Below are 25,045 nucleotides of genomic sequence, written 5' to 3'. Positions count from 1 at the left end.
GTATGAGTGCAGAAAAGGTATTGGAAACTTTAAAGGCAGCCGGAAAACCTCTAAAAGCCGGTGAAATTGCTGAAGCTTCAGGACTTGATAAAAAGGAAGTAGACAGAGCAATGAAAGTATTAAAAGCCGAAGAAAAGATTGTTTCACCCAAACGTTGTTTTTGGGAACCAAAGTAAAAAAGAGTGTTACAAATACCGGAGATTATAATCCGGTATTTTTCTTTTAAACAGTTTTTAAACAGCTCACTTTTTGAGGAGTTTAAATGCGTGGTTCCAGCTGTTGTTGCTAAATCCCGGGATACACCATAACATCGCAAGCGGCTCAATAGCTCGGGCAGCCTCCGCAAATCCCATGTCGGCAGTTTCCCAACCAAATTTGTCAAGAATTTCGCTTACTTCTTTTTTTGCTTCTGCGTCATTTCCGCAAATAAACATCGTAGGTTTACTTTCAAATAATGGATTGACCATATGCCCCGCACCAACTGAATTAAAAGCTTTTACAAATTTTGCTTCAGTTGCCATCTCCTGCAGCTCTTCCATCAAACTTTTATTTATGGAAGTAGAGTACACAAGAACTCCCTTTACCGGAGCAGCGTCTTCAATAGGATTGGTCGCATCAATAACGGTTTTTCCTTTTAAATTATCCACTTTCAAAACGGCAAGCGCTTCTTTTGCTTTTCCTCCCTTTACTGCAAATACAATAATTTCATTGTTCCGGGCAGTGTTTTCCAGGCTATCCGTTTTTATTTTTCCTTCAAATGCCTGTTCCAGTTCTTTTCTTTTTTCTTCGCTTCTTGATGCTATCGTTGTTTGGTAGCCGTTTTCAACAAAACCTTTTGCAAGCGCCTGCCCAACATTTCCTGAACCTATAATTCCAACCTTCTTCATGTTTTCAATTTTAGTCGTTAACCATTCACTATAGTAATGAATAATAGGGGATTATTGTTCGCAAAAAAACAATAAAAAGCATTTGAAGTTTTTTATAAATCCGCTTCAAATTATTGAAAAGCAGTCGTGGTAGAAAGTCTCCTTCTTTGTTATAACCTGAATTTGGTATTCAGCAATAATTTCTAAAATAAAAAATGATTCACCAGGCAGAATGATCCTGGCTTGAGCAACAAAAACAAATCATGACTTTCTTTTGATTTTAAGCTTTTGACCAATGTACAACCCTCGGTCGTTTGAAAGATTATTTAGCTTCATGATTTCTGTACTGGATATTCCGGCATATTTTTCCGCGATATCCCAAAGTGTATCACCCTTTTTTACCGTATAATATATAAAATTTGGGTCAACAGGTTTGGATTCAGTTTTTTTGGTTGAGGAGCTGCTTCCCGATTTTCCAATCGTTTCCTGTTTCTGTGCGAAAGTCAGGGAATTTATCTTCTCGTATTTTGTTTTTTGATTTTCCGGAACATAAACAACCAGCTTTTGCCCTACACGTATCAGGTCGCGATGAATGTTGTTCCAATATCTTAAATCGGAAGCGCGAACATGAAACCACGAAGATATGAATCCTACATTGTCGCCCGATTTTACGGTATAAACGACTTTGGCCTTTCCTTCTATGTCGACCGGAGTAAAATATCCCGAACTCTCAGTTGGTTTCATAAGTGTATTGTCCGGGAAATATTTCTCCCTTTCATACGCAAAAACAAGCGTATCCTGATCTATAAAGTCCATTATTTTGTCCTCCGGCAACACTAAGGGGTAAGTTTTTTCCGGTTTTGCAGGAATAACATCACGACGGTACATCGGATTTAAGGACCGGAGTTCATCTTTTGACATATCTAGTGTAGCCGCCAGCTGATCAAAGTGAAGGTAGTCGCTTACTATAATTGTATCGGTATCAATGGAGGCTTCAGGAAAATTGGCAATCAAATTGTGTTCACCATAATAATTCATAAAATAACTGGCTGCAATGAAAGCAGGCACATAGCCGCGGGTTTCCCTGGGCAAACGATAGTATATTTCCCAGTAGTTTCTTTTTCCTCCTGAGCGCCTGATGGCTCTGTTTACATTGCCCGGGCCACAATTGTATGCAGCTATGGCAAGATGCCAGTCACCATATATATCGTACAGCCTTTTTAAATATCGTGCTGCTGCGTCGGTTGATTTTACAGGGTCGCGACGTTCATCGACAAAACTGGTTATTTCAAGTTTCATATTTTTTGCCGTCCCGAACATAAATTGCCACATCCCGGTTGCCCCAACCCGTGAACGGGCTCTCGGATTTAACGCCGACTCAATAATGGCCAGGTATTTTAATTCCAGCGGCATATCATATTTATCCAAAGTTTCTTCAAAAATTGGAAAGTAATAGTACGAAAGGCCTATGATTACTTCTGATAAATCCCGTTTCTTTTCCGTATACAATTTGATAAAGTTTCTTACCACATTGTTGTACGACAAGTCGATAACCTGTTCAATATTTTGTAATCTTTCAATATAAACCGAATCCGGAAGATTTTTTGGATAGTTTTTTATTAATGTGAGGTCGATGCTGTCTAGAGTAAACGCATTTTCGATATACCAGGTGTTTACCAGGCTATCCATTTTTTCAGAAAAGATATCATTTAAATCTTCATCGAGAAGTAGTTGTTTTTCCAACGAAAGTGTGTCCTGTTGCAGTAAAGTGTCGACAACAAGCTCATCTTCTTTCTGTAAAACATTGAGTGAGTCTGTTTCCTGAGCCAGTAAGTCCCCCGAGAATAAAATAAAAAAAGAAAGTATTATCGATTTTGTAATCAAGTTCATACGTATTAAAAATTGAAAGTAAGATTTATGCAATATACCAGATCATTTTGAAAATGCAACATTGAGGGTTGCCAATTTAGACTTAGATCATCTGAAACGTCAAAATTGAAAAGATGGGCGTCCACACTCGCATCAATAATATTTAAACCGTAAAAAGCTACCATGCTAATTATCAGAAAATCGCGGTTCCGACGGTAATATTCCTGTCGTTTTGAAAGGGCAGTTTCCAGATTTGCTTTATCTGTGGCATTCTCCAAATCGTAATATTCAATTCCTCTCAGTTTCAAATAGTCGGTGGTTTCAGGATCATCGTCTCTTAAATGGATATAAGCACGTTTGGTTAACTGATAGTAATCGTTGTTCCAATCTATAAAATAGCCAATGGTTCCAAAACCAATATAAACGAAAGGTATTTTCCAGTATTTTTTGTTATATGCCTGTCCAAGCCCGGGTAAAATGGCTGAATATAAAGTTGCCCTTTTGGGAGAGTGAACTTTCTCCTCTTCTATCGGTTTTTGCGTGACGGTAGCAACTGTGTCAGCTTCAACAAGTCCCTGACCAATAACAGTTTGTTCTGCAAGTAACAATAAGCAGAATATGAAAAATTTTTGCAAAGCCGATTTAAAATTCACCTTTAAAATTTTGCACAAAAATAGAAGAATACCCTAAGATATGACCGGAAACAAAAGGTTTATTTTTGATTTTCAATTATTTTAACAATTCTTTCCAAATCTTCAGCTGATTTAAAAGGAATGGTAATTTTACCTTTTCCTTTGTCATTCATCGAGAACCCAATTCTTGATTTAAAAATACTGTCCAGTTGTTTTTTTATAACCTGGTATTCTCTGGGAAGTTTTTCTCTTTGAGATTTTGAAGATTTGTCGGCAGAATCATCATTCAAATCACGAACAATTTCTTCCACTTTTCTCACAGAGAATCCGTATTTAATGATTTGGTTGTAAATCATAATCTGGGTCTCTGTTTCCTCAATATTTATGATGGCCCGGGCATGTCCCATGGAAATAACTTTTTCGCGAAGGCCCTTTTGAATCACTGCAGGAAGTTTTAACAAACGCAGGTAATTGGCAATGGTTGAACGTTTTTTTCCTACACGTGAACTCATTTCTTCCTGTGTGAATTTCAATTCTTCCATCAGTCGCTGATAACTTACCGCAATTTCGATCGCGTCCAAATCTTCGCGCTGAATGTTTTCAACCAGTGCCATTTCCAGCATTCCGTCGTCCTTGGCTTTGCGCACATAAGCCGGAATGGTTTCCAAGCCTGCAATTTGTGCTGCTCTGAAACGGCGTTCACCGGCAATGATTTGGAATTTATCTTCGCCAATCTTTCGGAGAGTGATGGGCTGAATGAGGCCAATCTCCCGAATTGAAGCAGCCAGTTCTTCCAGTGCTTCTGTATCAAACTTCGACCTGGGCTGAAAAGGGTTTGCCTCAATTTTATTGAGTTCAATCTCGCTAATTCCGGCGCTTTTCATTTTTTCTGCATCATCGATAAGCGCTCCAAGTCCCCTTCCTAATGCATTCCTTTTTGCCATGGCCATATTTTTAAATAATAACTACGTTTTTTTCTTTCGACATTGTGGTCATTGAGTTTCTCTGCAATATTTCGCGGGCCAGGTTCATGTGGCTAATGGCACCTTTTGAACTGGCATCGTATAAAATAACCGGTTTCCCATAGCTTGGGGCCTCACTTAATTTTATATTTCGCTGAATAACCGTGTCAAAAACCATATCCTGAAAATGTCTTTTCACTTCTTCGTAAACCTGATTTGAAAGGTTCAGGCGGGAGTCGTACATGGTAAGCAAAAATCCCTCAATCTCAAGATCCTGATTTAACCGGTTCTGAATGATTTTAATGGTGTTTAGTAATTTTCCCAGTCCCTCCAAAGCAAAATATTCACACTGTACAGGAATAACAACCGAGTCGGAAGCTGTTAGCGCATTTACCGTTATCAATCCAAGCGAAGGAGAACAGTCAATAAAAATAAAGTCGTAAATATTTTTGAGTTGCTCGATGGAATTCTTGAGCACCTTTTCTCTGTTGGGTAAGTTTAACATTTCTATTTCGGCACCAACCAAATCAATGTGCGACGGAATTAAATCAAGATTTTCGATTTCGGTTTTTAAAACCACTTTTTCGGCTTCCACTTCATCCACAATACATTCATAAATGCTTGATTGTACGTTTTTAACATCGAGTCCCAACCCCGATGTTGCATTTGCCTGTGGATCAGCATCAATTACCAAAACCTTTTTTTCCAAAACAGCCAGGCTGGCTGCCAAATTTATGGTTGTCGTGGTTTTCCCTACGCCTCCTTTTTGGTTTGCCAGTGATATTATTTTTCCCATCTGTATTTTTTTTAATTGAGTGGTTTCAAAGTTAATAATTTAGCGGAAACCTCTTAAATTTTTTTGATTTACACCGCTGTTTTATTTTTAAAAAGCTGGAAGCGAAGATTTTAAAAAATCAAAATTTTTGAGTCTGCATTTCATCCATGAGTTGTTCCCTGTCGATCGGGACGACTCCCACTTTTTCGCACACCAAACCACCTGCGAGGTTCGACATCATTGCCATTATTTTTGGCGATAAATCTGCCGCAACGGCCAGGCTGGCTACACTTACTACGGTATCTCCCGCTCCTGAAACATCTGCAATATCGCGTATTACGGCCGGATAATGCTGTTCGTTTACTCCGTTACTGATAAATACTCCCAGCTCAGAGAGCGTAATAAATATTAATTTAAAATTTTGTTTTCTTTTAAAAGTATTGGCCACTTCTTTCAGTGTTTTAATGTCGTCTTTTTTTACAGTCAATCCTGTACCACTTACAAATTCTCCAAAATTTGGCTTGAATAAGGTAACATCCTTATAAAGATCAAAATTTCGTTTTTTAGGATCGACAGCTGTTGGAATGCCCTTTTTTAAAGCCATTTTATGAACGGCACGGAAAAGACCGGGTGTAATCACTCCCTTATCATAATCGACAAAAACGATAGCGTCTGTTTTTGATGTATTGATTGTTTCTTTTATGGCGGAGATCAGTTTATTTTCCACTTCCTTCCCAATATACGCTGTCGTTTCTTCATCTATACGGGCAACATGTTGCCCGTTACTTATAATTCTGCTTTTTACGGTGGTTTTTCTTTTGGCGTCGGAGAAAATTCCTTCGCATGAAAGGTTTCTTTTTTCCAGAAATCTCCTGAATTTTCTGCCATTTTCGTCGTTGCCAATAACCGAAAACAAGATGGGTGTGGCTCCCAACGCCTGTATATTCAGCACTACATTTGCTGCTCCCCCAAGACGACTTTCACGTTTGGTTACCGAAACAATGGGAATGGGAGCTTCCGGAGATATTCTTTCTACCTTTCCCCACAAATACATGTCAATCATCGCATCGCCGATTACCAAGACCCGCATGCAACTGAATTTATCAAAAATTTGATTTACCTCCGCTATATCCACTAAAATCCCTTTAAAGTGCTACAAATCTAGTAAAAAATCAAAGCTGTAAAAACGGGACAAGGTTTATTACACTTTCATGTTTGGCGATATGAAAAAAGGGAACATACTTTTATTACTTTAACTTTTTGCAGCTCATTACGATGTCTCCGGATAAATAATATTCTACATCGGTTATAAAACCATTTTGTTTTTCATTACATCGGATCAACATCAATATTTATAATGCAGTTGCTGTTATCCGGAAGGTGTTTGGTTCTGCTTACACAGTCGATGATAAAATCTTTTGTATTGTCAAGGTGCAGGCTTTTATCAAATTTTATCCAGATTTCTTTTTGATACCAAAGTTGAATACGGCTAACCAGGGGATATTCAGGCCCCAGCAAAATTAATTTATTGTTTCTGCCCAAAAATTGTTTCAGTTGAATTGCTGCCCGGTCAACGGTTTGCTGGTTTTTATGTTTTACTACAATTTTAATTAACCTGAAAAACGGCGGGTATCTGAAAAGCTTCCGTTCTTCCATTTGTGCTTTAAAAACCGATGTATAATCCTGCGAAATGATAAGATTTAAAAGAGGGTGTTCGGGTTGTGAAGTTTGAATAACCACTTTTCCCCGGTTATTTTTGCGGCCTGCGCGTCCGCTTACTTGTAAAATAAGTTGAAATGCACGTTCGTGCGCCCTGAAATCAGGGAAGTTCAGCAGGTTGTCGGCGTTTAAAATCCCTACTACACTTACATGTTCAAAATCCAGACCCTTGGTAACCATTTGTGTTCCAATTAAAATGTCAGTCTTTCGGCTTTCCAGGTTTTGAATTATTTTTTCCAGCGCCGTTTTCGATCTTGCCGTATCTAAATCCATTCGGGCAAGACTGGCATTTGGGAAAAGCGGTTTAAGTTCGTCTTCAATTTTTTCAGTTCCAAATCCCCGGGTTTTTATTTCGTTCGAACCGCAATTGTCACATGAGTCGGGCATTTGCTGGCTATATCCGCAATAATGACACGTCAGCCTTTTTTTGTATTTGTGATAGGTTAAACTTACGTCGCAGTTTTTACATTTGGGAATCCATCCACAAGTGAAACATTCCACAAAAGGTGAATAGCCGCGCCGGTTTTGGAACAATATACTTTGTTCATTCTTTTCTGCTGCACCTTGCATTAGTTCATATAATTCGGGTGAAAGCACCGAATGCATCTGTTTGCGTTTATAGGCTCTTTTTACATCTGCAACCAGTGTTTCCGGAAGCTCAACGTTTGTATGCCGTTTTTTTAAATTTACCAAGCCGTATTTCCCGTTTATCGCATTGTAATAGGTTTCAAAAGAGGGGGTGGCGGATCCCAGCAAGACTTTTGCATTATTCTGAAGCCCGAGTATTACCGCCATGTCGCGCGCATTATAACGCGGAGCGGGATCAAACTGCTTAAAAGAATTTTCGTGTTCTTCATCAACAATAACAAGCCCCAGTTTCGAAAAAGGCATAAAAATGGCCGAACGTGCGCCCAAAATCACCTGGTATCCATTTTCAGGTTTGGTTTGAAATTGGAGCACTTTGTCCCAGATTTCTACTCTTTCCTGGCTGCTGAGTTTGGAATGGTAGATGCCGACTTTTTTGCCAAAAACATTTTTAAGACGCCGCACAATCTGAGTTGTCAACGCAATTTCCGGAACCAGATAAAGCGCCTGTTTCCCCGATTTTAATATCTCGTCGATGAGATGAATATAAATTTCTGTTTTTCCGCTGGCGGTAATTCCGTGAATCAGCGTCACTTGTTTTTTTTCAAACGATGCCTGAATTTCAGTCAGCGCTTTCTCCTGGTGTTTGTTTAACAAATTTATACTCACCTGGCTGTTTTCGGTTTCTTCTTCGATGCGCGAAACCTGCTTTTGGAACTGAATAACAAGCTTCTTTTTCGCCAGTTCTTTTAAAACAGCCGGAGTGAAGCCGGTTCCGTCCAAAAGCTCTTTTTTTGAAACAGAAAGCAGAACATCTTTCTCAAAAGCGTTTATTTTTTTGCAAAAATGCAAAAGCAGTGCCTGTTGTTTTTTTGCCCTCTGCAGGTCGTTAAGTTTGTTGTTCAGTATTTTTTTATTTTCTATTTCGGGATGAAGTTTTACAAACGTTTCCGTTTTGGCTTTGTAACGCGCGTTTATTTTTTCCTCAATCTGAATACAGTTTTTTTTAAATAATGACTTCAAAACCGGGTAGGAAAAATCATTTCGAAGTTTTCTCTGAAGCTCATCAACTGTGGAGTTTTCACTCCCGATTTGTTGAAGCAACATTTGTTCTTTTTCTGTCAGTTCAGCTTCAGTTCCATCATCAACTGCAAATACTTTTGATTTACTTTCCAGTTTCAAGCCGCCTGGAAGTGCAGCTTTAAAAACATCGCCAAGTGTACAACAGTAATATTTTGCTATCCAGCGCCACAGTTTTATATTTTCAGAAAGCACAACCGGCTGCTCATCGAGAACTTCATGAATTTTTTTTACATCTATGTTTTCCGGCTTTTTGCGTGAAAGAGCGGTTACCAGTGCCGAATACAATTTTTTCTGACCAAATTGAACCACAACACGTTTTCCCTCTGCAATATCACTTTCAAGATGCCCGGGTACCTTATAAGTAAAAGCATCGTGCAACGGGAGAGGCAATATCACTTCGGCATATAAATCTGACATAAAAAGCGGGTTTGAATCCCGTCTAAATGTAAATCAAAAAAATGGATCGGCGAAGTTTTATTGACTTACAGTTTTTTCGAATGTTTTGCTTATCCATTCCTGAACATTTTCCATCAGCCAGTTAGGGGTTGAAGTAGCTCCGCAAATTCCAACCGATTCTACATTTTCAAACCACTCGGGTTGAATGTCTTCAACCCGTGCAATAAGGTGAGCGTTTGGATTTTCTTCTTTACAAATGGAAAACAGATATCTTCCGTTGGAACTTTTCTCGCCTGCAACCAGAATGACCATGTCATAGTTTTTTGCAAACTTTTTCAGGTGTGGAACGCGGTTGGAAACCTGTCTGCAAATGGTATCTTTTATGTCGACACGCAAGCCCGGATCAACGTGGTTTTTTACCGCTTCAGCAATTTCATAAAAATCCTCGATACGTTTGGTTGTTTGCGAATACAAGGAAACCGGACGGGATGGATCGATTTTGGAAATATCGTTTTTGTTTTCCAAAACTATGGCACTGTAATCGGTTTGTCCGCTTAAGCCAATAATCTCGGCGTGTCCTTTTTTCCCGTAGATAACAACCTGCCCGTTATGCGAACGGATATTTTGGTACGAGTCTCTGACCCTTTCCTGCAAGGTAATAACAACCGGGCAGGTGGCATCGAGCAATTCAATATTGTTTTTTTTTGCGTGTTCGTATGTTTCAGGAGGTTCTCCGTGGGCGCGGATTAACACTTTACAATCTTTCAGTTTAAAATATTCTTCTTTTGAAATCGACTTCAATCCCATTTTTTCAAGCCGCTTTACCTCTTCGCCATTGTGTACAATGTCGCCCAGACAATACAACTGTGGTGAATCTTTGAGCTCACTTTCCGCCGATTTTATCGCTTTTATAACTCCAAAACAAAATCCTGATCTTCTGTCTATCTCAACCTTCATGTTTTTTTGTCCTTTCTTTAACTTTTTCCAGTGTCCACTCCAGCTGCTGTTCGCGTGTTAAATTACTATTGTCGAGTACCAACGCGTCGTCAGCTTTTTTTAGCGGACTTACTTTTCGGGTAGAATCTATTTCATCCCGCTCCTTTACATTGGCCAGAATATCATCAAAATTTACTTCCAACCCTTTTTCTTTTAGTTCAAGAAATCGTCGCTGAGCCCTTGTTTCCGGCGAGGCTGTCATAAAGATTTTTAACTCCGCATCGGGAAAAACCACGGTCCCGATATCACGGCCATCCATAACAATACCTTTGTTTTTCCCGTTTTCCCGCTGTTGTTTTACCATTTCGTGCCGCACTTCAGCAATGGTACTAATCGGGCTCACATTTTGAGAAACTTCCAGTTTCCTGATTTCTTCTTCAATATTTTCACCATTTAAAAACGTGGTGTTTTTTTCTGTTTCATTGTCCCACCGGAAAGTTATTCTGATGTCGTTCAATCCTTCGATAACTTTTTTTATATCCGGTTGTCCGTTAGGTATCCAGCCTTTTCTGAGTGAATAAAGTGTAACTGCGCGGTACATGGCTCCGCTGTCGATATAAATGTAACCAAGCAAGCGGGCCAGCGATTTTGCCATTGTACTTTTTCCGCACGATGAGTGCCCGTCGATTGCAATAACAATTTTTTTATCATTCATTTTTGCTGAATTAGGAACAAATATAAAAGTTTTTTAAAACGGACACAATTGTCCTTTATTGGAATTTGAAATATTTTTTTGTCTGAAATGTGATAAATAAAGGTGTATCGGGAGATTTATTCTTTCATTAATAAACTCACCCTGATTGCATCTGCTGAAAAATCGTTCCTCTTTTTTCAAAGAGAGGGAGAAAAGGGAGATATTTTTAGTAAAAGTTAGAGTCATTCGCTTTAAAACGTTTACGTTAGAATTTGTCGTTTAGGTTGATTGCCAGGGAAAAATGATTGGAAGAACCTGCGAGGTGGTAGCGTGTTGTTGCAAAATCGAGCCGGAATCGTTTTATTTTTACACCAAAACCAAGCGACATTCCCACTGTTGATAGTTTTTCGTCGAACTTTAACTCCTGTCTGCGCTGGTAATTGTACCCCGCCCGAATGATAAAGTTATCGCTTGGAAGTACTTCAACTCCCAGCACTACATGACGCATAAATTGTTTAGCCATACTTTCTTCCCGGTCATTGATCGAAATATCAAGTTCATCATCGTCTTTTTCTTCACTGGCTAAATCCCATTTATTAAGGTGCTGAAGTGTAAGCGACAGATGAACAGGTGCATGTTTTAGTCTGCGGCTTATTCCTGCCTGCAAATCAAACGGAATGGCTTCACGGTTTCCATCCTCATAGTAAGTGGTGATTTGTGTACCGATATTCCGTGCAACCAAAGCAACATTGGTGTATTTGTCGAGGCTGGCATAACTTACTCCCAAATCGAGGGCAATCCCAAACGAACGATAACTTTCAAGCGAGGATAAAATGGGTTTTAAATTTGCCCCATAACGCCACCGTTTAAACTGATTTGAATAAATGATATTTAGCGCATATTCCGCAGCCGAAAAGTTATTCCCTGTTAATTCTCCTTCTTCGGTTGCTTCCAGGAAATCGCCGTAGTTTATGTAATGCATTCCCAGTGCAAAATTCCCAATTCCTTCGTATGAGCGGGCAAACGAAACATAACCATAATTTATGTCGGCCAGGTAATTTACATAATTTACCAGCAAAATATTCTCCATCGAACTCTGTAGTGCAGCCGGGTTATGATAGGGAAGGTTCAGGTCAGCGGTATCATAGAGTGCCACCTGGTTTCCACCCAGTGCTGCCATTCGTGCCGAATTGGTAAGTTCCAGAAACTGGTAGGTACTCTCCCCGCCAATCTGTGCTTTTCCGCTTGCCAGAATCAGGAAAAATATAGAAATGAAGTAAATTTGTTTCATTCGCTGTTGAACAGTTTCATGTAAAACGCCAAAGGTATTTAAATATTATTTTTGGAAAAATTAAAAAACCTGCATTTTAGCACCAAAATAGAAAAAGAGCAGGAGAAGGATACCAAAGGAGATAATAATACTTAACAAAGTGAAAATAGTATTTCTGCGGTGTTCGTCAGAGATTTGCCTTTTTAACTTTTCTTTGTATTGAAGGGAATATTTTTTCTTCAACAGCTTATCGAGTTTATTCTTTTTTAAATGAAAATAATGCTCAATTTCCTGGTTGAAGAGGTGTTCCATTCCACCACCATCGGGTTTGCTTCTTTTGGACAAAAACTTTCTGGGTTTCATTGTTGAAATCCAGCGTTGCATGCCTAAACCGTTGTATCCCATTTTTATTTTATGATGAGGATTTATAAAGTGAAAGCAATTTACTTATTTTTTGCTTTTATTCCCCCCGCTCCCCCGCTCCCCCGCGAATCTTTCGCGTGGAAGTAAAGTAGAAATTTAGGTGTAAGTCACACGATACAATCGTGCGGCAGCTTTGGTTTTTTTGTGATTACGATTTATTCTAATTTTCCAAACATAATTTTCTTTTTTCCATGTTCGATATCACCTTGAGTTACCGATAGCCAAATATTTCCTTTATGTTCATGGAACGTTGGATACTGAAATGTTTTGTCTGTTTTAAAACTATATTTCCGTTCCCAATTCTTACCGTCACGGGAAACATCAACATTAAAGAGGCAACGGGAAACTTCCTTACCATTGATTTCAGTCTTAGCCTGCCAGCCCAAATAATAGATACCTTTAAATTTATCAAAAGTTGGTTTGGAATTCGTCCCGTCAACAATAAAATCAAAAAGTTCACGCTGACTCCAATTTTCCCCGTCATTGCTGGTCAACATAAAATAATTAACATCCGACCATTTTGTTCCATCTCTTCTACATATGGCTGTCCACTTACCATCAGGCAGACAATTTACTGCAGACTCCGATAGACTTAACTCCTTAGAATTTTTGTAATAACCAAGAAGTTGAAATGTATCCAGTGTCTCGTTTAATACAGAAAGCCCATTTTGCTTAGCACCGTAATTATTGAGCGCAGCATATGTTTTCCCATTAAATTCTTTAAATGAATCAAAGATATAAAAACCGGAAGTTGGTTTTACAGTTGAATCTTCATGAAAATATTGGGATTGCATATCAAATATTCCTCGCTTCGTCTTCAATTTAGCTCGGAAAATACGGTTCTTAAAGGTTTCAGACTTTATATCAAAATCAATGAACCAAATTTGAGAATACCTATTAATTGGAGTGGAAGTAAAATAACATCTTAATGTTTTATCATCTTTTTGTATGATCCGGGGGACAAAACAAGCACCAATGGGCAAGCTGTCATTTTCAAAAATCTGCCCTCCTCTAGCCATGGGGATAATCTTTTCAACTTCAAGCTTTTCGAGATTTATAACAGACAAAGAAGTATAAATAAATGGCCACCCAGAAGCCTCTCCAGGTATGGAATCGTTTACTTCGGCGACTACATAAGCTTTATTTCCAATACAAGTAAATTCCGCGTCGTGTGCACCTTTGACCCGAGATGAAGTAACTTTTATAAGGTCAGCAATTACTTTGTCTCCAGCTGCATAAGGATCCCAATTTTCAGGAAGGATTCTTTGTGTGTGTGTTTGAGGAGAGCTTGCAGTCACTAGAGTAATTAATAATAATACTATTAAGTTTTGCATTGTTATGGTATTTATGTGAATTGTTTTGTCAAAATCTTTAATAAAGATTGGCTACTACAATTTTATCTTTTGAATATTTCATTTTTTAAGTTTTAAAATCGTTTCAAATTTATGTATCTTATGATACATATGATAGTTCTTTAAAATCAATTTTTTAGAATTCTATTATTTTGCAAAATACTTATACTACTTTATAGTATTCAATTGAGTTTTTAAATAGATTTATTCGATACTCTGCAATAATGCCACAAGATAAAAAAATGCTAAACTGGAAAAAACGAAATGATATGAATATTATCAAATTTGCAGAAGATTTTCCAGATGAAAATAGCTGTAAGGAGCATTTTAAAGGCGTTCGGGAGTCCCCCCGCTTCCGCGTGAATCTTTCGCGTGGAAGTAAAGTAGAAATTAACTTAAGCCACACGATAAAATCGTGCGACAGCTTTGGGGGTATGAAATAGAAGTTTAAAAGCTCTGTTCCCCCTCGCTGGCGCGAGAGTGTGCCGTGAGTAAAGGCAAGCGTTCTTTACATAGCTGCAAATAAGATGGAGGAACCGACCCTCCGGAGTCTCTCTACAGGGAGCGGCTTCAAACAACTTTTCTAATGTATATTGAGCAATTGGCATGTGTGAAGCGAGGAAAGAAAAGGTTCCGACTTGAAGGAATCATGTATGGATAAAAGAGATGAGCGAAAGCGAACCTAGCGATGAAGCATCGAGAAAGCGGTACATTCTGACAAAACCGAGGCTCCGCTCCCGCGCGAATCTTTCCCCCCGCTCCCGCGCGAATTTTTCGCGTGGAAGTAAAGTAGAAATTAGCTTAAGCCACACGATGCAATCGTGCGGCAGCTTTGAGAAACAGGTATAATGCCTATAATTACCAATTTTTAGAATAATTCATATGACTACTTTTATTATTTTAGGACTTCTCAGTTTCACATGTTTTATTTTACGTTTAACTTTTATTCTAAAATATCGTCGTGTTTTATTTAAAAATAATAAGGATTTGAAAGTTAATGAAGCGCTTTTTAATTTATTTAAAACTAGGACTACGACTAATAACGAATATGAGAAGATTATACGATTATTAAATTTTTATCTAATTTTTGGGATAATCTTTTTAGTAATGACTGTTATTATTTTCTTTCCATTTATATACAAATTTCCATCATGAATATATTTGATATTTCTCCGCTCCCGCGCGAATCTTTCGCGTGGAAGTAAAGTAGAAATTAGCTTAAGCCACACGATACAATCGTGCGGCAGCTTTGAGTGGTTGATTTACCAGCAATTCCTTAATTTTATAGCTTAAAATCAAGAGGATCTAAATCTATGAGTCGTAATTATAAGTTTCATAATCCTGACGGAGTCTATTTTGTTTCTTTTGCTGTAATAGATTGGTTGGATGTTTTTACGAGAAATGAATACAAAAACATAATAATCGACAGTTTACAATACTGCCAACAGAAAAAAGGAATGGAAATTTTTGCATGGTGTATTATGACCAACCATGTACATTTGGTTTTTAGAAGTACCGGAGATCAAAAGCCGGAATTACTACTGGGAGATTTTAAACGATTTACCAGTAAGGCAATTGTGAAAGCCATAATGGAAAATCCAAAAGAAAGCAGGAACGATTTTTTGCTTGAGCAGTTTTTAAAGGCCGGTAACAAATCTTCAAATGTAAATAAATATCAATTTTGGAGACACGATAATAAACCAATTGAATTATGGAGCAACAAAGTAATCGATGAGAAAATAAGTTATATTCATCAAAATCCTGTTGAAGAGGGTTTTGTATTCAGAGCAGAGGATTATATGTACAGCAGTGCTGCTGATTATGCGGGCGAAAAAGGAATTTTGGAGAATGTTATTATAGTTAAGTAAAGCCACACGATGCAATCGTGCGGCAGCGATGGTTTCACCGACTGCATAACCGACTGATAAAATGGATAAGGAACCGGTTTAAAAGGTTCAGGAACAGTAAAAAGCGTGCCATTGCACATTTAAAGTATGTGTACAGGCATTATCGTTACCAGTTCTATCACCGTACCATTTGGTATAAGTTTGTATGATAAGAGCCGTATGATTGGAGACAATCACGTACGGTTCTAAGAGGTATGAGGTGAAATTCCCTGTACCTACTTGACTATGTTATCATGAGTGTTCGGAGAAAGAATTTGTAAGACTTTTAATACAAGTTCTTATGTTATCAAAATAAAGTTTTTATTTAAAATGGCTTGTGGAATTTTGTCGGTGATGTAAGCTCAAATATTTTTACAAAAGTTTTCTAATGCAGAATTTCATTTTTTTGATATGCTGAAGTAAGGGAGCAGAAATAGTAATGAAAATTGATAAGTTTATCCTGGCCATTATCGGAGTTATTTTGTTAGCGTGGTTTTTCCCGCAGTGGGGAAGTCCTGAAAGTAGTGTTCCTCTCGACTTGATCGCAAGTGTTGGCATTTCTTTGATTTTCTTTTTTTATGGGCTAAAGTTGAGTCCCCAACAGATAAAATCAGGCTTGAAGAACTGGAAACTTCACATACTTGTTCAGCTAAGCACTTTTATTGTTTTTCCTGCCATCGTGCTTTCTTTTTATCCGTTTATTAAAACGGAAAACGGAAAAATTATTTGGCTCGCATTTTTATTCCTGGCGGCATTACCTTCTACAGTATCTTCATCGGTAGTAATGGTTTCCATTGCAAAGGGGAATATTCCGGCAGCTATTTTTAATGCAAGTATTTCAGGGCTGATTGGAATTGTTGTAACCCCACTTTGGATGGGGCTGTTTTTACAACAAACTGCCATCGATTTTAATTTGGGAGAAATTTATGTAAAACTGGTAACTGAAATATTACTTCCTGTGGTTGTAGGACTCTTACTTCAACGCTATTGGGGAGAATATGCCCGTAAATATAATCGCTACCTGACTTTGTTTGATAAATCGGTAATTCTGCTGATTATTTTCAAAAGTTTTTCTCATTCTTTTGAAAATAAAGTCTTTAGTGTGGTTGATATGCTTGATCTTTCTCTGATAATTGCAGCAGTTATCCTTCTTTTTTATGCTGTTTATTTTTTTACATCTTATTTTTCGCGTTTATTGGGGTTTACCGCAGAAGATCAGATTACAGCACAGTTTTGCGGAACAAAAAAGTCGCTGGTGCATGGAACTGTGTTTGCAAAAATATTGTTTCAGCAATCGGCTACTACAGGTATTATGTTGCTTCCCATAATGATTTTCCATCCGGTTCAGATACTTATTATCAGTTTTGTTGCAACAAGGTTGGGCAAAAGAAAATAGTATTTATTTCGTTATACCGATTTTGCAATTGGTATATGATTACAAATCCGCGTCAGCGTTGGTTTGTATTGTTTATTTGAAATTTATTTTTGATTTTACTACCAGATTATTTTTCCGAATGATTCCATAAATATGTTTTCTGTCCGATCTGTCCCAGGCAATTCCCTGCCCGAAAATCTCAAGTTTTATCGTTTTTACGTATTTAAGGACGGATCCCATTTCCGGAATTTGCAAAACAAAAACTTTTGCGCTGTCGTGTCCGGTCACATATAAGTTTCCGTCGGGGCCCCACGAACCGCCCGAACAACTCATTGGTTTAAATTCAGAAAGTACATTTTCAGGGAAGATCCATGATTCTTTCTCCTTCCAGTTTTTGTCAAATTTCACCAGGGTTGTCCAGCTACTATTTGTATTTGTTTCATTTTTAAATTTGTCGTAATGCGCAAAACACACCCACCAAAAGTTATTATAAAAATCTGCCCAGGTACATGAGCCGTACCTGATTCCAAAGCTGTGGGTTTCAATATGGTTTAGAGTATTTTTATTGAAAATCTCGATGGAACTTGTCATTGGTATTCCGGGGTAATTGGAATGCGTAACATAAAGCTTTTCGTTTATTACCACACCTCCGTCAAAATGAATGATTTGGTTGGAATCGTCTGTCCAGTCAGAAATAAATTCACCACTGTTTTTATCATATTTCCCAATGCCTCGTGAGTTTATAGTATAAAAATAATTTGCATCCACGGCAATTCCCTGGTGAGCTTCTTTTGTTTCGAAAGTTTTTATCGTTTCAAAATTTACTTTGGAAGATTGGGAAAACGAGGCGTTCCATGCCAACAAAAGGATGGTAAACAAAAACATTTTTATTTTGACCATTATGTCTGAATTAGTAAAATAAAAATAAACAAATTATGCAGAGAAATCCAAAGGTGTTTGCCTTGTTTTCTACCAGTTTTTTGTTTTCATCTCTTCAAAAACCTCATAAACCACCGGGCAGGTTTCGCAGTTTTTAAAAGAAAGGGTTAATATTTGATAAAAACGTTTTCGGTCGGTGTGTGGATATTCGCGGCATGCTTTTGGCCGGTTTTCATAAACCATACAATAATTATCGGGTAACAGAAAAGGGCAGGGGTGTTCTCTGAAAACAAAATCATTATCCTCATCGGTTTCTACATATTGTTCCAGAAATTCAGAAGGTTTCATTTTGAGATGCTTGGCCAGCCGGTCGATGTCTTTATCCGTTAACCTAGGGCCAATTGTTTTGCAACAGTTGGCACAATCGAGACAACTAAATTCTGAAAACGCGTCGATGTGCAGTCCGTGTACAAAATCATCCAGTTCTTTGGGCTTTTTCTTTTTGAGCTTCTTGATAAGAGCATGTGTTTCCGCCCTGGTTTTATCCGTAAGGATCTTTAATTCTTCCGGTGTTTTATATTTTATCTTTTTCATTTTTTTGTAACCGTAAACTGTTCACTTTTGATTATCCTTTCCGCTGTGTTGTAATTTCAATGGTTTCAAAAACTCCCTTTTTCTTTTTTCTTTTCAATTGTGCAAGAAATAGTCCGCTCACAACGATTATAATTCCTGTGATTTGTTGCAAACTTAAACTGTCATTCAATATAAAAACAGAGAGAATAGCTACAAACACCGGAATCAGGTTTATAAAGGTATTTGACCGGTTAACACCCAGTTTTCGAATGCTTTGGGTAAAAAATATAAAGGCCAGTGTGGAAGAAAAAACAGCCAGAAAAACAATCGCCCGAAAAGCTTCCGTATGAAAGGGGCGGGTTACAAAATCGTTAAACTCAAATATCAGCCAGACAGGTAAAAACAGGACTACGCCGATAAGATTTTGCCAGACAATGATGGTGAGCGTGTTGTAGCGCCCAACCAGGTTTCGTAAAACGATGGAATAGGAAATCGCAGCTAAAACTGCCATAAATTCAAGTCCAACGCCCAGTGGCGATGCTTCAAAATGAAATGAACCGTTTAGTACGACCAGTCCAACACCAAGGAATGAAAACATAAGGCCAATAACATTCATCCATTTTACACGTTCGCGGTAAAAATACCAGGCAACTACCGGTGTGATGAGTGGGATGGTTGCCACAATTACGGCAGCAACGGTGGAGGAAATGTATTTTAATCCGTAGCTCTCTCCTATAAAATAAAGGAAGGGTTCGAAAAACGACATCAAAACAAACAGACGAAAATCTTTTTGCGAAATTTTTTGCATTCGTTTCATCCCCAGTGCGATAACGCTCATTAAAAGAGCTGAGATTGCCAGCCTGAAAATGACCACTGTAATCGGATTATATCCCTGGTAGGCAATTTTAAACCAAATAAAAGAGAAGCTCCAGAAAAATGCAGCACCTAAAGCTGATGCAAATGCCAAAAAATCTTTGTTTTTCATTCCCAAAAATAGTTGGCACAAAAATAACCTTTTCGTTTAATGTGAAACTTGAGGAATTGCATCTCTTTTATCAAAAAGATGAAAAAACAGGTATGTAAGAATGGCAAATGTAATTCCGTAGATATTGGCATCCAGTCCAAAAGGGAGTTCAATTTGGCTGATTATCAGGGCAAGCGTAATGCCACCTCCGGTAATCATTGACCAGAATGCGCCTTTGGTACTTCTGTTTTTGATAAAGATTGCAACCAACACAGGAATAAATAAACCTGAAACCATAAAAGAATAGGAGTGCAGCATTAGCTCCAAAACATTGGGAACTTTCCAGGCAATAAAAAGAGCGATTGTTCCGATTGCCAATGTGGTTATTTGTGACAGCGACATTATTTTTGCTGAATTGTGTCTGTTCAAAAGATCGGTAATAATGTTTCCGGATGCAGCCATCAGGCAACTGTCGGCAGTTGACATAATTGCCGAAAAGTAAGCCGACAAAACTATCCCCGTTAATCCAACCGGTAAAATGGTTCGAAGCAAAATGGGAAGCCCCATTTCAGGATCTAATATTTCGTTTGCTCCCGCGTGGATAATGCCGTTTTCAAAAGCAACTTTGGCAAATAAACCCAGAATTACTCCGGTGAATGCCATAACGGGGTATTCAAATAAACCGGCAATAAACCAGGCACGTTGCGCTGTTTTTTTATCTCCGGCTGCATAGATTCGCTGGTAGAGCGTCATCCCGATAAACCAAATGGGGACGATGGTAATAAACCAGTTTACAATTTGTTGCCACGAAACTGCTGATAAGCTAAAAAAGCTGGCTGGCAAGGTCTCCTTTAAAATGTCGTAACCGCCAATACCAAAATAACATACCGGAATTCCAACAAAAATTAGTCCTCCCATCAATAAAATCCATTGAAAAGTATCGGTGTAAATTACGGCTTTAATTCCACCAACTGATGTATATACAACGGCTATTATACCCATTAAAATAAGGGCAGTTTCGAGCGAAATATTTGGAAAAGTTGCAGATGCCAGTTTTGCTCCGGCCAAAATTTGCGAACTGGTAAAGCCAAGGTAGCCTATAGCCGAAATAATCCCGGCAATTAAAGCTACTTTCCAGTTATACAACTGTTTTAGAAATTGAGGGAACGAAAGAAAATTGTGGATTTTAGCTAGTTCTGAAACTTTTGGAATTAATAAAACTGCACTCAGCCATGCACCGATAAGCCCGGTGAAAAGCAGCCAGGTGCCCGACAAGCCCATAATAAACCCCAATCCTCCGAGTCCAATGGAGAAGCCTCCACCCACATCGGTGGCAACCACTGATAATCCAATATGAAAGGAACCCATTTTTCTGCCACCAACAAAATAGTCGTCGGCAGATTTATTCTTTCGCATAAAATAGAACCCGATTCCCAGCATGAAAATCAGGTAAACCGCAAAAATTACATAATCAATCCAATGCATTGAATTATTTTGGGTCTGAATTTAGTTCATATTGTAATGGAGGATCAGAATGTTTGATAATGCCTCTTGAAAGAAGTTGGTTGGTATGTTTTAATCCTTTAGAATAGGATAGTTTTAAATTTTTCACTACTTCTCCTAAAAAGCTTGGGCCATTTTCGTCAAGGAATTCAATAATCTCCAGTTCTGTTTTGTCGTTCACTTTTGTCATTCTTATACTATCGTTTTTCAAATTTTATATGGTGTTGTGTTTTCATTTACAGGTTCTCCGGCTTCGAGTGCATTAAATCTTTTGCAATTGCTCCAGCCTTTTATTCCGCGATTGCAAAATACATTACGAACCAAAAATATTGGTTTGCCAAGATCTTTGATTTTATCCTGATAAACCGGACATTCCCCTGCATATTTACACAGTTTTCCTAAGTGCATATTATAAATGTTTATAATAGATGTTCAAACTTTCAATGTTTCCCGAAATATTGGTGTTGTTCAGCAGCGTCCCGGTAAACTGATATCCCGATTTCAGAAAAGTTTTATTCATGCCCGGGGCTTTTAGCCGTGCCATTGTATACACAGTTTTTATGTTGTTGTATTTCATTTCCTGCTCCATTTTTGTTAATAACCTGAACGCCAGATTTTGTCCCCGGTACTCTGGCAGTACGGCAAAGTCGGTCATTTCAGCATTTTTGTTGCTTATATCAACCTCTGCTGTCGAAACGCCAATTAGTTTACTGCCTTCTTTTAACCCAAAATATTGCGTTTCTCCTTCCTCCATTGTCTCTAAAATGTATTCCGGATCATGAACAGGAAAAGGATAGGTCTCAAAAACCCTTGAGAATACTTCTGTGATTGCAGGAATATCTTCCGGACTTAATTTTTCGAGTTTATACTTTAATGAATGTTTGTATTTTAACTTTTTTGATTTTACTGAATCTGAATTGTGTAAAAGTTCGTGAAAATTTTTCAACTCATTTTTTGGAACCTTTTTCCGTTTGTCATCTTTAAACTTCGATACAAATAAACAATCCTGTTTGTTTTTATAAAACCGCGGAACAAAAGCTTCAATCGAGAATTCATTTGAAATAAAATCGGGCAGCGCTTCAGGTGGTATTTTTGCAAATATCTTAGAGTACCCGTTTTCTTCAGCCAGTTCTTCCATGCCCGAGATAATCTCCGGCACGTTTTCCGGGTGAAGCTTCATTAAATAGATTCTGTCATTAAATTTTCCGTGGTGTATTGTCGATTTTCCTAATTTTTCAATTTTATCCTGCATCTTCTTCCCTTCGGTTATAACGTTCATTATTATCCGGAACCAATGAAATTGTGGAGTCTTCATCCGACAATAACTGTTCGATTCCTAAAGCTTTTTGTTCGTCTGCCTCATCAAGTTGTAAATCGAGATCGCAATTATCGCAATCACGGTCGCAAAATTTAGATTCATACTTTTCCGGTTCTTTATAAGTAGTAATAATACCTTCGTAATTTCGAAGCACCACTTTATTTGTCGACCAGGAAATGATATAGTTGGGCATTACCGGTATTTTTCCTCCGCCGCCAGGGGCATCAATAACATAGGTTGGAACTGCAAATCCTGTTGTATGACCGATGAGGCTCTCCAGAATTTCGATTCCTTTTCCGACCGGTGTGCGGAAATGCGACAACCCTTCCGATAAATCACACTGATACATGTAATACGGGCGAACTCTGTTTTGTACCAATTTATGAACAAGGTTTTTCATTATTCGGGGGCAATCGTTTACATTGGCCAGCAACACCGACTGGTTTCCAAGCGGGAATCCGGCATTGGCCAGTTTAGCCAGCGCTTCTTTTGACGATGATGTAATTTCTCTCGGATGATTAAAATGTGTATTTATCCATAGCGGATGGTATTTTTTTAACACTTTTACAAGGTTGTCTGTAATTCTGTATGGCAAAACTACGGGCATTCTTGTTCCTATGCGAACAATTTCAACATGTGGAATTGCAGTTATCTCCGAAAGTAACCAATCAATATAATCGTCAGAAAGCATAAACGGGTCGCCGCCAGATAATAGCACATCTCTGATTTGAGGTGTGTTTTTGATGTATTCAATTCCTTTTAACAGTTGTTGTTTATTGGGAATCGAATCAACGTCACCTACTTTTCGTTTCCTTGTGCAATGCCGGCAATACATAGAACAAATATTACTAACATGGAAAAGTACCCTGTCCGGATAACGGTGGGTAATACCTTCTACCGGGCTGTCACTATCTTCCGATAATGGATCTTTTAAATCTGTTTTTAAAATATTTAGCTCATCAACACTTGCGAAGGCCTGTTTAAATACCGGGTCGTTTTCATAGTTTTTATTATCAATTAGTGAAAGATAGTAAGGCGTTATTGACAACGGGAAACGTTCCAATGTTGTTTTTAATCTTTCTTTTTCGTCTTCCGGAAAATTTATACCTGTCAGAAGTTCAAATTTTCCAATGGATTGGATTGAGTTCTTTAGTTGCCATTTCCAGTCTTTCCAGTTTGAAATGTTACTGTCCGGCTTAATTTTTTTTGCAATTTCTTGCTGTATATCATTAAATATATCCATAAAGATTGTTTCTGTGCGAACAAAAGTACTCAATATATTTGATCTGACAAAAGACGAACATTCTGTATTTTATTGTTCTTGTTGGATTAATTTGTTGTTTTTTAGTGCTTTGTGTGTAAATGTGCTGAAATATTATGTTTTGGAGGAAGTTTCTTATTTAAATCAATTATGTTTTGTAGAAACAAATTTTATATCCTGTCTAAGGTATTTTCTTCCAGATGATCTTCAATGGTCAGCATTGGAGAGGCTTCAATTTGGTCGATTTCCAGAAGATTAACAAGCAGTTCCAGGGTACCTTCCACATTTTTCAGTGTGTTCTCATCCAGTGTTTGCAGCTTGTTTGAAAGTTGTAAATGCAGGAGGGAAGGAATTTGTTTTAAAAGTTTTTCTCCTTTTGAGGTGAGTGAGATGGTAACGACTCTTTTATCACCTGATTTCGGCAAACGGGCAACGAAACCTTTGTTTTCAAGCCGGTTGATGATTCCACTTGTCGTACTTGAATTCAGGTGTAAAAATTTGCGTAATTCTCCCTGTGTAGTCTGGTAATTTTTCGATTCGTTTAAATAATTCAAACTGAGAATTTGCGGAATGCTAACGCCATATTCTTTTTGAATTTTTTTTGATTCCAAATTGATGGAACGTACTATTTTCCTTATTTTAATTAGAATTTCAGTAGTATCCATAAAAGCATATTTACCAAAAGACAAAGGTAATATTTATTTTTTTTGTAAATCACTATGGTAAAGTTCCTGTATAACATTTATTGATTGATTTGCTGAAAAACTTTATCTTTATTTTTGATTCATAAAAAGAGTTAATTTTGAAACCATAATCAAACGAAAATCTGTTTAAAAATGAAATCTGGAAAATTGTTTTTTAGAAACTTAATGATGGCCGGTATTCTGGCCTTTTCTTCAATGGGGATGTTCTCTTGCCAGCAGTCAGGTTCCGAAGATGGTAAATTTATTGGTTTACAATTGTATTCGGTTCGCGAAGCTATGAATTCTGATGTTGAAGGTACTGTTGCAAAAGTAGGCGAAATAGGGTACAAGTTTGTGGAAGCCGCAGGTTATGGAGAAGGTAAATTTTACGGAATGGAACCGGTTGCTTTTAAGGAGTTGTGTGAAACAAATGGTTTGCAGTTTTTGGGCTCACACACCGGCCAGGATGTGCCGGATTCAACCAATTGGGAAAGTACTATGGCCTGGTGGGATGAATGTATTGCAGCGCACAAAGCAGCAGGTGTGAAATGGATTGTTCAGCCCTGGATGGGGGGTGTTGGATATGAAAGTATGGATGGGTTGAAACGGTATTGTGCCTATTTTGACGCCGTTGGTGAAAAATGTAATGCTGCGGGAATCCGTTTTGGTTACCATAATCATGCCAATGAGTTTACAACTGAGCTGGAAGGTAAACCTGTTTACGACTGGATGTTGGAATTAACAGATCCTGAAAAAGTGATGTTTCAGTTGGATTTGTACTGGATTATTGAAGGAGGAAAAGAACCTGTGGATTATTTTAATACCTATCCGGGAAGATTTGAATTGTGGCATATTAAAGACAAAGAGGAAGTTGGTGCCAGCGGAAACATTGACTTTGAATCGATATTTGCAGAAAAAGAAAAATCAGGATTTAAGTATGGTATTGTTGAGGTAGAAGAGTACAATTTTGAACCAATTGTAAGCTGCCAAAAAAGTGTGGAATGGTTAAATAGCCAGGATTATGTGAAAATGTAAAAATAT

Annotated in this window: 26 protein-coding genes; 5 read left to right on the top strand and 21 right to left on the bottom strand. The window is 38.0% G+C overall.

Annotated elements, in window-relative coordinates; all coding sequences use genetic code 11:
* Positions 1–2: 2 nt before the first annotated feature.
* On the top strand, positions 3–176 hold the full coding sequence (locus K5G00_RS04600; RefSeq protein ID WP_238764600.1) for a helix-turn-helix domain-containing protein: 174 nt from the start codon (positions 3–5) through the stop codon (positions 174–176).
* A gap of 66 nt (positions 177–242) precedes the next feature.
* Here the strand turns inward: K5G00_RS04600 and K5G00_RS04595 are convergent, their stop codons facing one another.
* From K5G00_RS04595 to K5G00_RS04540, 12 genes are all read right to left on the bottom strand, one after another.
* Complete coding sequence (locus K5G00_RS04595; protein ID WP_238764599.1) at positions 243–887, bottom strand: NADPH-dependent F420 reductase; 645 nt, start codon at positions 885–887, stop codon at positions 243–245.
* A 240-nt stretch (positions 888–1,127) separates the two neighbouring features.
* Positions 1,128–2,756, bottom strand: coding sequence for a lytic transglycosylase domain-containing protein (locus tag K5G00_RS04590; RefSeq protein ID WP_238764598.1), 1,629 nt, complete (start codon positions 2,754–2,756; stop codon positions 1,128–1,130).
* Positions 2,757–2,761: 5 nt separating this feature from the next.
* Complete coding sequence (locus K5G00_RS04585) at positions 2,762–3,388, bottom strand: DUF5683 domain-containing protein (RefSeq protein ID WP_238764597.1); 627 nt, start codon at positions 3,386–3,388, stop codon at positions 2,762–2,764.
* A 59-nt stretch (positions 3,389–3,447) separates the two neighbouring features.
* Entirely contained in the window at positions 3,448–4,311 is an 864-nt protein-coding gene (locus K5G00_RS04580; protein WP_238764596.1) for a ParB/RepB/Spo0J family partition protein, read from the bottom strand.
* A gap of 10 nt (positions 4,312–4,321) precedes the next feature.
* Complete coding sequence (locus K5G00_RS04575) at positions 4,322–5,125, bottom strand: ParA family protein (RefSeq protein ID WP_238764594.1); 804 nt, start codon at positions 5,123–5,125, stop codon at positions 4,322–4,324.
* 118 nt (positions 5,126–5,243) lie between these two features.
* Positions 5,244–6,239, bottom strand: a complete 996-nt coding sequence (locus K5G00_RS04570) for a bifunctional heptose 7-phosphate kinase/heptose 1-phosphate adenyltransferase (protein ID WP_238764592.1) — start codon at positions 6,237–6,239, stop codon at positions 5,244–5,246.
* 194 nt (positions 6,240–6,433) lie between these two features.
* Positions 6,434–8,908, bottom strand: a complete 2,475-nt coding sequence (gene priA / locus K5G00_RS04565) for a replication restart helicase PriA (protein WP_238764591.1) — start codon at positions 8,906–8,908, stop codon at positions 6,434–6,436.
* Between the two features lie 57 nt (positions 8,909–8,965).
* The gene (locus tag K5G00_RS04560; RefSeq protein WP_238764590.1) at positions 8,966–9,844 is read right to left on the bottom strand and encodes a 4-hydroxy-3-methylbut-2-enyl diphosphate reductase; all 879 of its coding nucleotides are present in this window, start codon (positions 9,842–9,844) and stop codon (positions 8,966–8,968) included.
* Positions 9,834–10,538 carry a (d)CMP kinase gene (gene cmk, locus K5G00_RS04555; RefSeq protein WP_238764589.1) on the bottom strand — a complete coding sequence of 235 codons (705 nt, stop codon included), beginning with the start codon at positions 10,536–10,538 and terminating at the stop codon, positions 9,834–9,836. Before cmk ends, K5G00_RS04560 begins: the two co-directional genes overlap by 11 nt.
* A gap of 244 nt (positions 10,539–10,782) precedes the next feature.
* Positions 10,783–11,808, bottom strand: a complete 1,026-nt coding sequence (porQ, locus tag K5G00_RS04550) for a type IX secretion system protein PorQ (RefSeq protein WP_238764588.1) — start codon at positions 11,806–11,808, stop codon at positions 10,783–10,785.
* A gap of 60 nt (positions 11,809–11,868) precedes the next feature.
* Positions 11,869–12,192 (bottom strand): hypothetical protein, encoded by a 324-nt coding sequence (locus tag K5G00_RS04545; RefSeq protein ID WP_238764587.1) that lies wholly within the window; start codon positions 12,190–12,192, stop codon positions 11,869–11,871.
* Between the two features lie 173 nt (positions 12,193–12,365).
* Positions 12,366–13,544: a sialidase family protein gene (locus K5G00_RS04540; RefSeq protein WP_238764586.1), complete on the bottom strand. Its 1,179-nt coding sequence runs from the start codon at positions 13,542–13,544 to the stop codon at positions 12,366–12,368.
* A 260-nt stretch (positions 13,545–13,804) separates the two neighbouring features.
* Here K5G00_RS04540 and K5G00_RS04535 point away from each other — a divergent pair, with 260 nt between their 5' ends.
* The 3 genes from K5G00_RS04535 (at position 13,805) to K5G00_RS04525 (ending at position 16,844) form a co-directional block, all read left to right on the top strand.
* On the top strand, positions 13,805–14,005 hold the full coding sequence (locus tag K5G00_RS04535; RefSeq protein ID WP_238764584.1) for a hypothetical protein: 201 nt from the start codon (positions 13,805–13,807) through the stop codon (positions 14,003–14,005).
* 870 nt (positions 14,006–14,875) lie between these two features.
* Positions 14,876–15,430 (top strand): REP-associated tyrosine transposase, encoded by a 555-nt coding sequence (locus tag K5G00_RS04530; protein WP_238764582.1) that lies wholly within the window; start codon positions 14,876–14,878, stop codon positions 15,428–15,430.
* Between the two features lie 457 nt (positions 15,431–15,887).
* Positions 15,888–16,844, top strand: coding sequence for a bile acid:sodium symporter family protein (locus K5G00_RS04525; protein ID WP_238764580.1), 957 nt, complete (start codon positions 15,888–15,890; stop codon positions 16,842–16,844).
* 72 nt (positions 16,845–16,916) lie between these two features.
* Here the strand turns inward: K5G00_RS04525 and K5G00_RS04520 are convergent, their stop codons facing one another.
* The 9 genes from K5G00_RS04520 to K5G00_RS04480 all read right to left on the bottom strand — a co-directional run bounded on the left by K5G00_RS04520 (position 16,917) and on the right by K5G00_RS04480 (position 23,986).
* Positions 16,917–17,723, bottom strand: coding sequence for a hypothetical protein (locus K5G00_RS04520; protein ID WP_238764579.1), 807 nt, complete (start codon positions 17,721–17,723; stop codon positions 16,917–16,919).
* A gap of 69 nt (positions 17,724–17,792) precedes the next feature.
* Positions 17,793–18,296 carry a YkgJ family cysteine cluster protein gene (locus K5G00_RS04515; RefSeq protein WP_238764578.1) on the bottom strand — a complete coding sequence of 168 codons (504 nt, stop codon included), beginning with the start codon at positions 18,294–18,296 and terminating at the stop codon, positions 17,793–17,795.
* A 31-nt stretch (positions 18,297–18,327) separates the two neighbouring features.
* The gene (locus K5G00_RS04510; protein ID WP_238764577.1) at positions 18,328–19,260 is read right to left on the bottom strand and encodes a DMT family transporter; all 933 of its coding nucleotides are present in this window, start codon (positions 19,258–19,260) and stop codon (positions 18,328–18,330) included.
* A gap of 36 nt (positions 19,261–19,296) precedes the next feature.
* Positions 19,297–20,724 carry a sodium:solute symporter family protein gene (locus tag K5G00_RS04505; RefSeq protein ID WP_238764576.1) on the bottom strand — a complete coding sequence of 476 codons (1,428 nt, stop codon included), beginning with the start codon at positions 20,722–20,724 and terminating at the stop codon, positions 19,297–19,299.
* A 4-nt stretch (positions 20,725–20,728) separates the two neighbouring features.
* A complete protein-coding gene (locus K5G00_RS04500) occupies positions 20,729–20,932 on the bottom strand; it encodes a hypothetical protein (RefSeq protein WP_238764575.1) in 204 nt (67 codons plus the stop codon).
* 17 nt (positions 20,933–20,949) lie between these two features.
* A complete protein-coding gene (locus K5G00_RS04495) occupies positions 20,950–21,150 on the bottom strand; it encodes a hypothetical protein (protein WP_238764574.1) in 201 nt (66 codons plus the stop codon).
* Position 21,151: 1 nt separating this feature from the next.
* On the bottom strand, positions 21,152–22,021 hold the full coding sequence (gene ablB / locus K5G00_RS04490; protein WP_238764573.1) for a putative beta-lysine N-acetyltransferase: 870 nt from the start codon (positions 22,019–22,021) through the stop codon (positions 21,152–21,154).
* Complete coding sequence (gene kamA / locus K5G00_RS04485) at positions 21,984–23,303, bottom strand: lysine 2,3-aminomutase (RefSeq protein WP_238764572.1); 1,320 nt, start codon at positions 23,301–23,303, stop codon at positions 21,984–21,986. The genes ablB and kamA overlap by 38 nt, the downstream gene beginning before the upstream one ends.
* 188 nt (positions 23,304–23,491) lie before the next feature.
* Positions 23,492–23,986, bottom strand: a complete 495-nt coding sequence (locus K5G00_RS04480; RefSeq protein WP_238764571.1) for a MarR family winged helix-turn-helix transcriptional regulator — start codon at positions 23,984–23,986, stop codon at positions 23,492–23,494.
* Positions 23,987–24,157: 171 nt separating this feature from the next.
* Between K5G00_RS04480 and K5G00_RS04475 the strand changes: the two genes are divergently transcribed.
* Positions 24,158–25,039: a sugar phosphate isomerase/epimerase family protein gene (locus K5G00_RS04475; protein WP_238764570.1), complete on the top strand. Its 882-nt coding sequence runs from the start codon at positions 24,158–24,160 to the stop codon at positions 25,037–25,039.
* The last annotated feature ends 6 nt before the right edge of the window (positions 25,040–25,045 follow it).

Origin of the sequence: Maribellus maritimus (assembly GCF_022267315.1) — a bacterium.
In the GTDB taxonomy this organism is placed as follows: Bacteria; Bacteroidota; Bacteroidia; order Bacteroidales; family Prolixibacteraceae; genus Draconibacterium; species Draconibacterium maritimum.
This window is presented reverse-complemented; position numbering and strand designations above follow the sequence as displayed.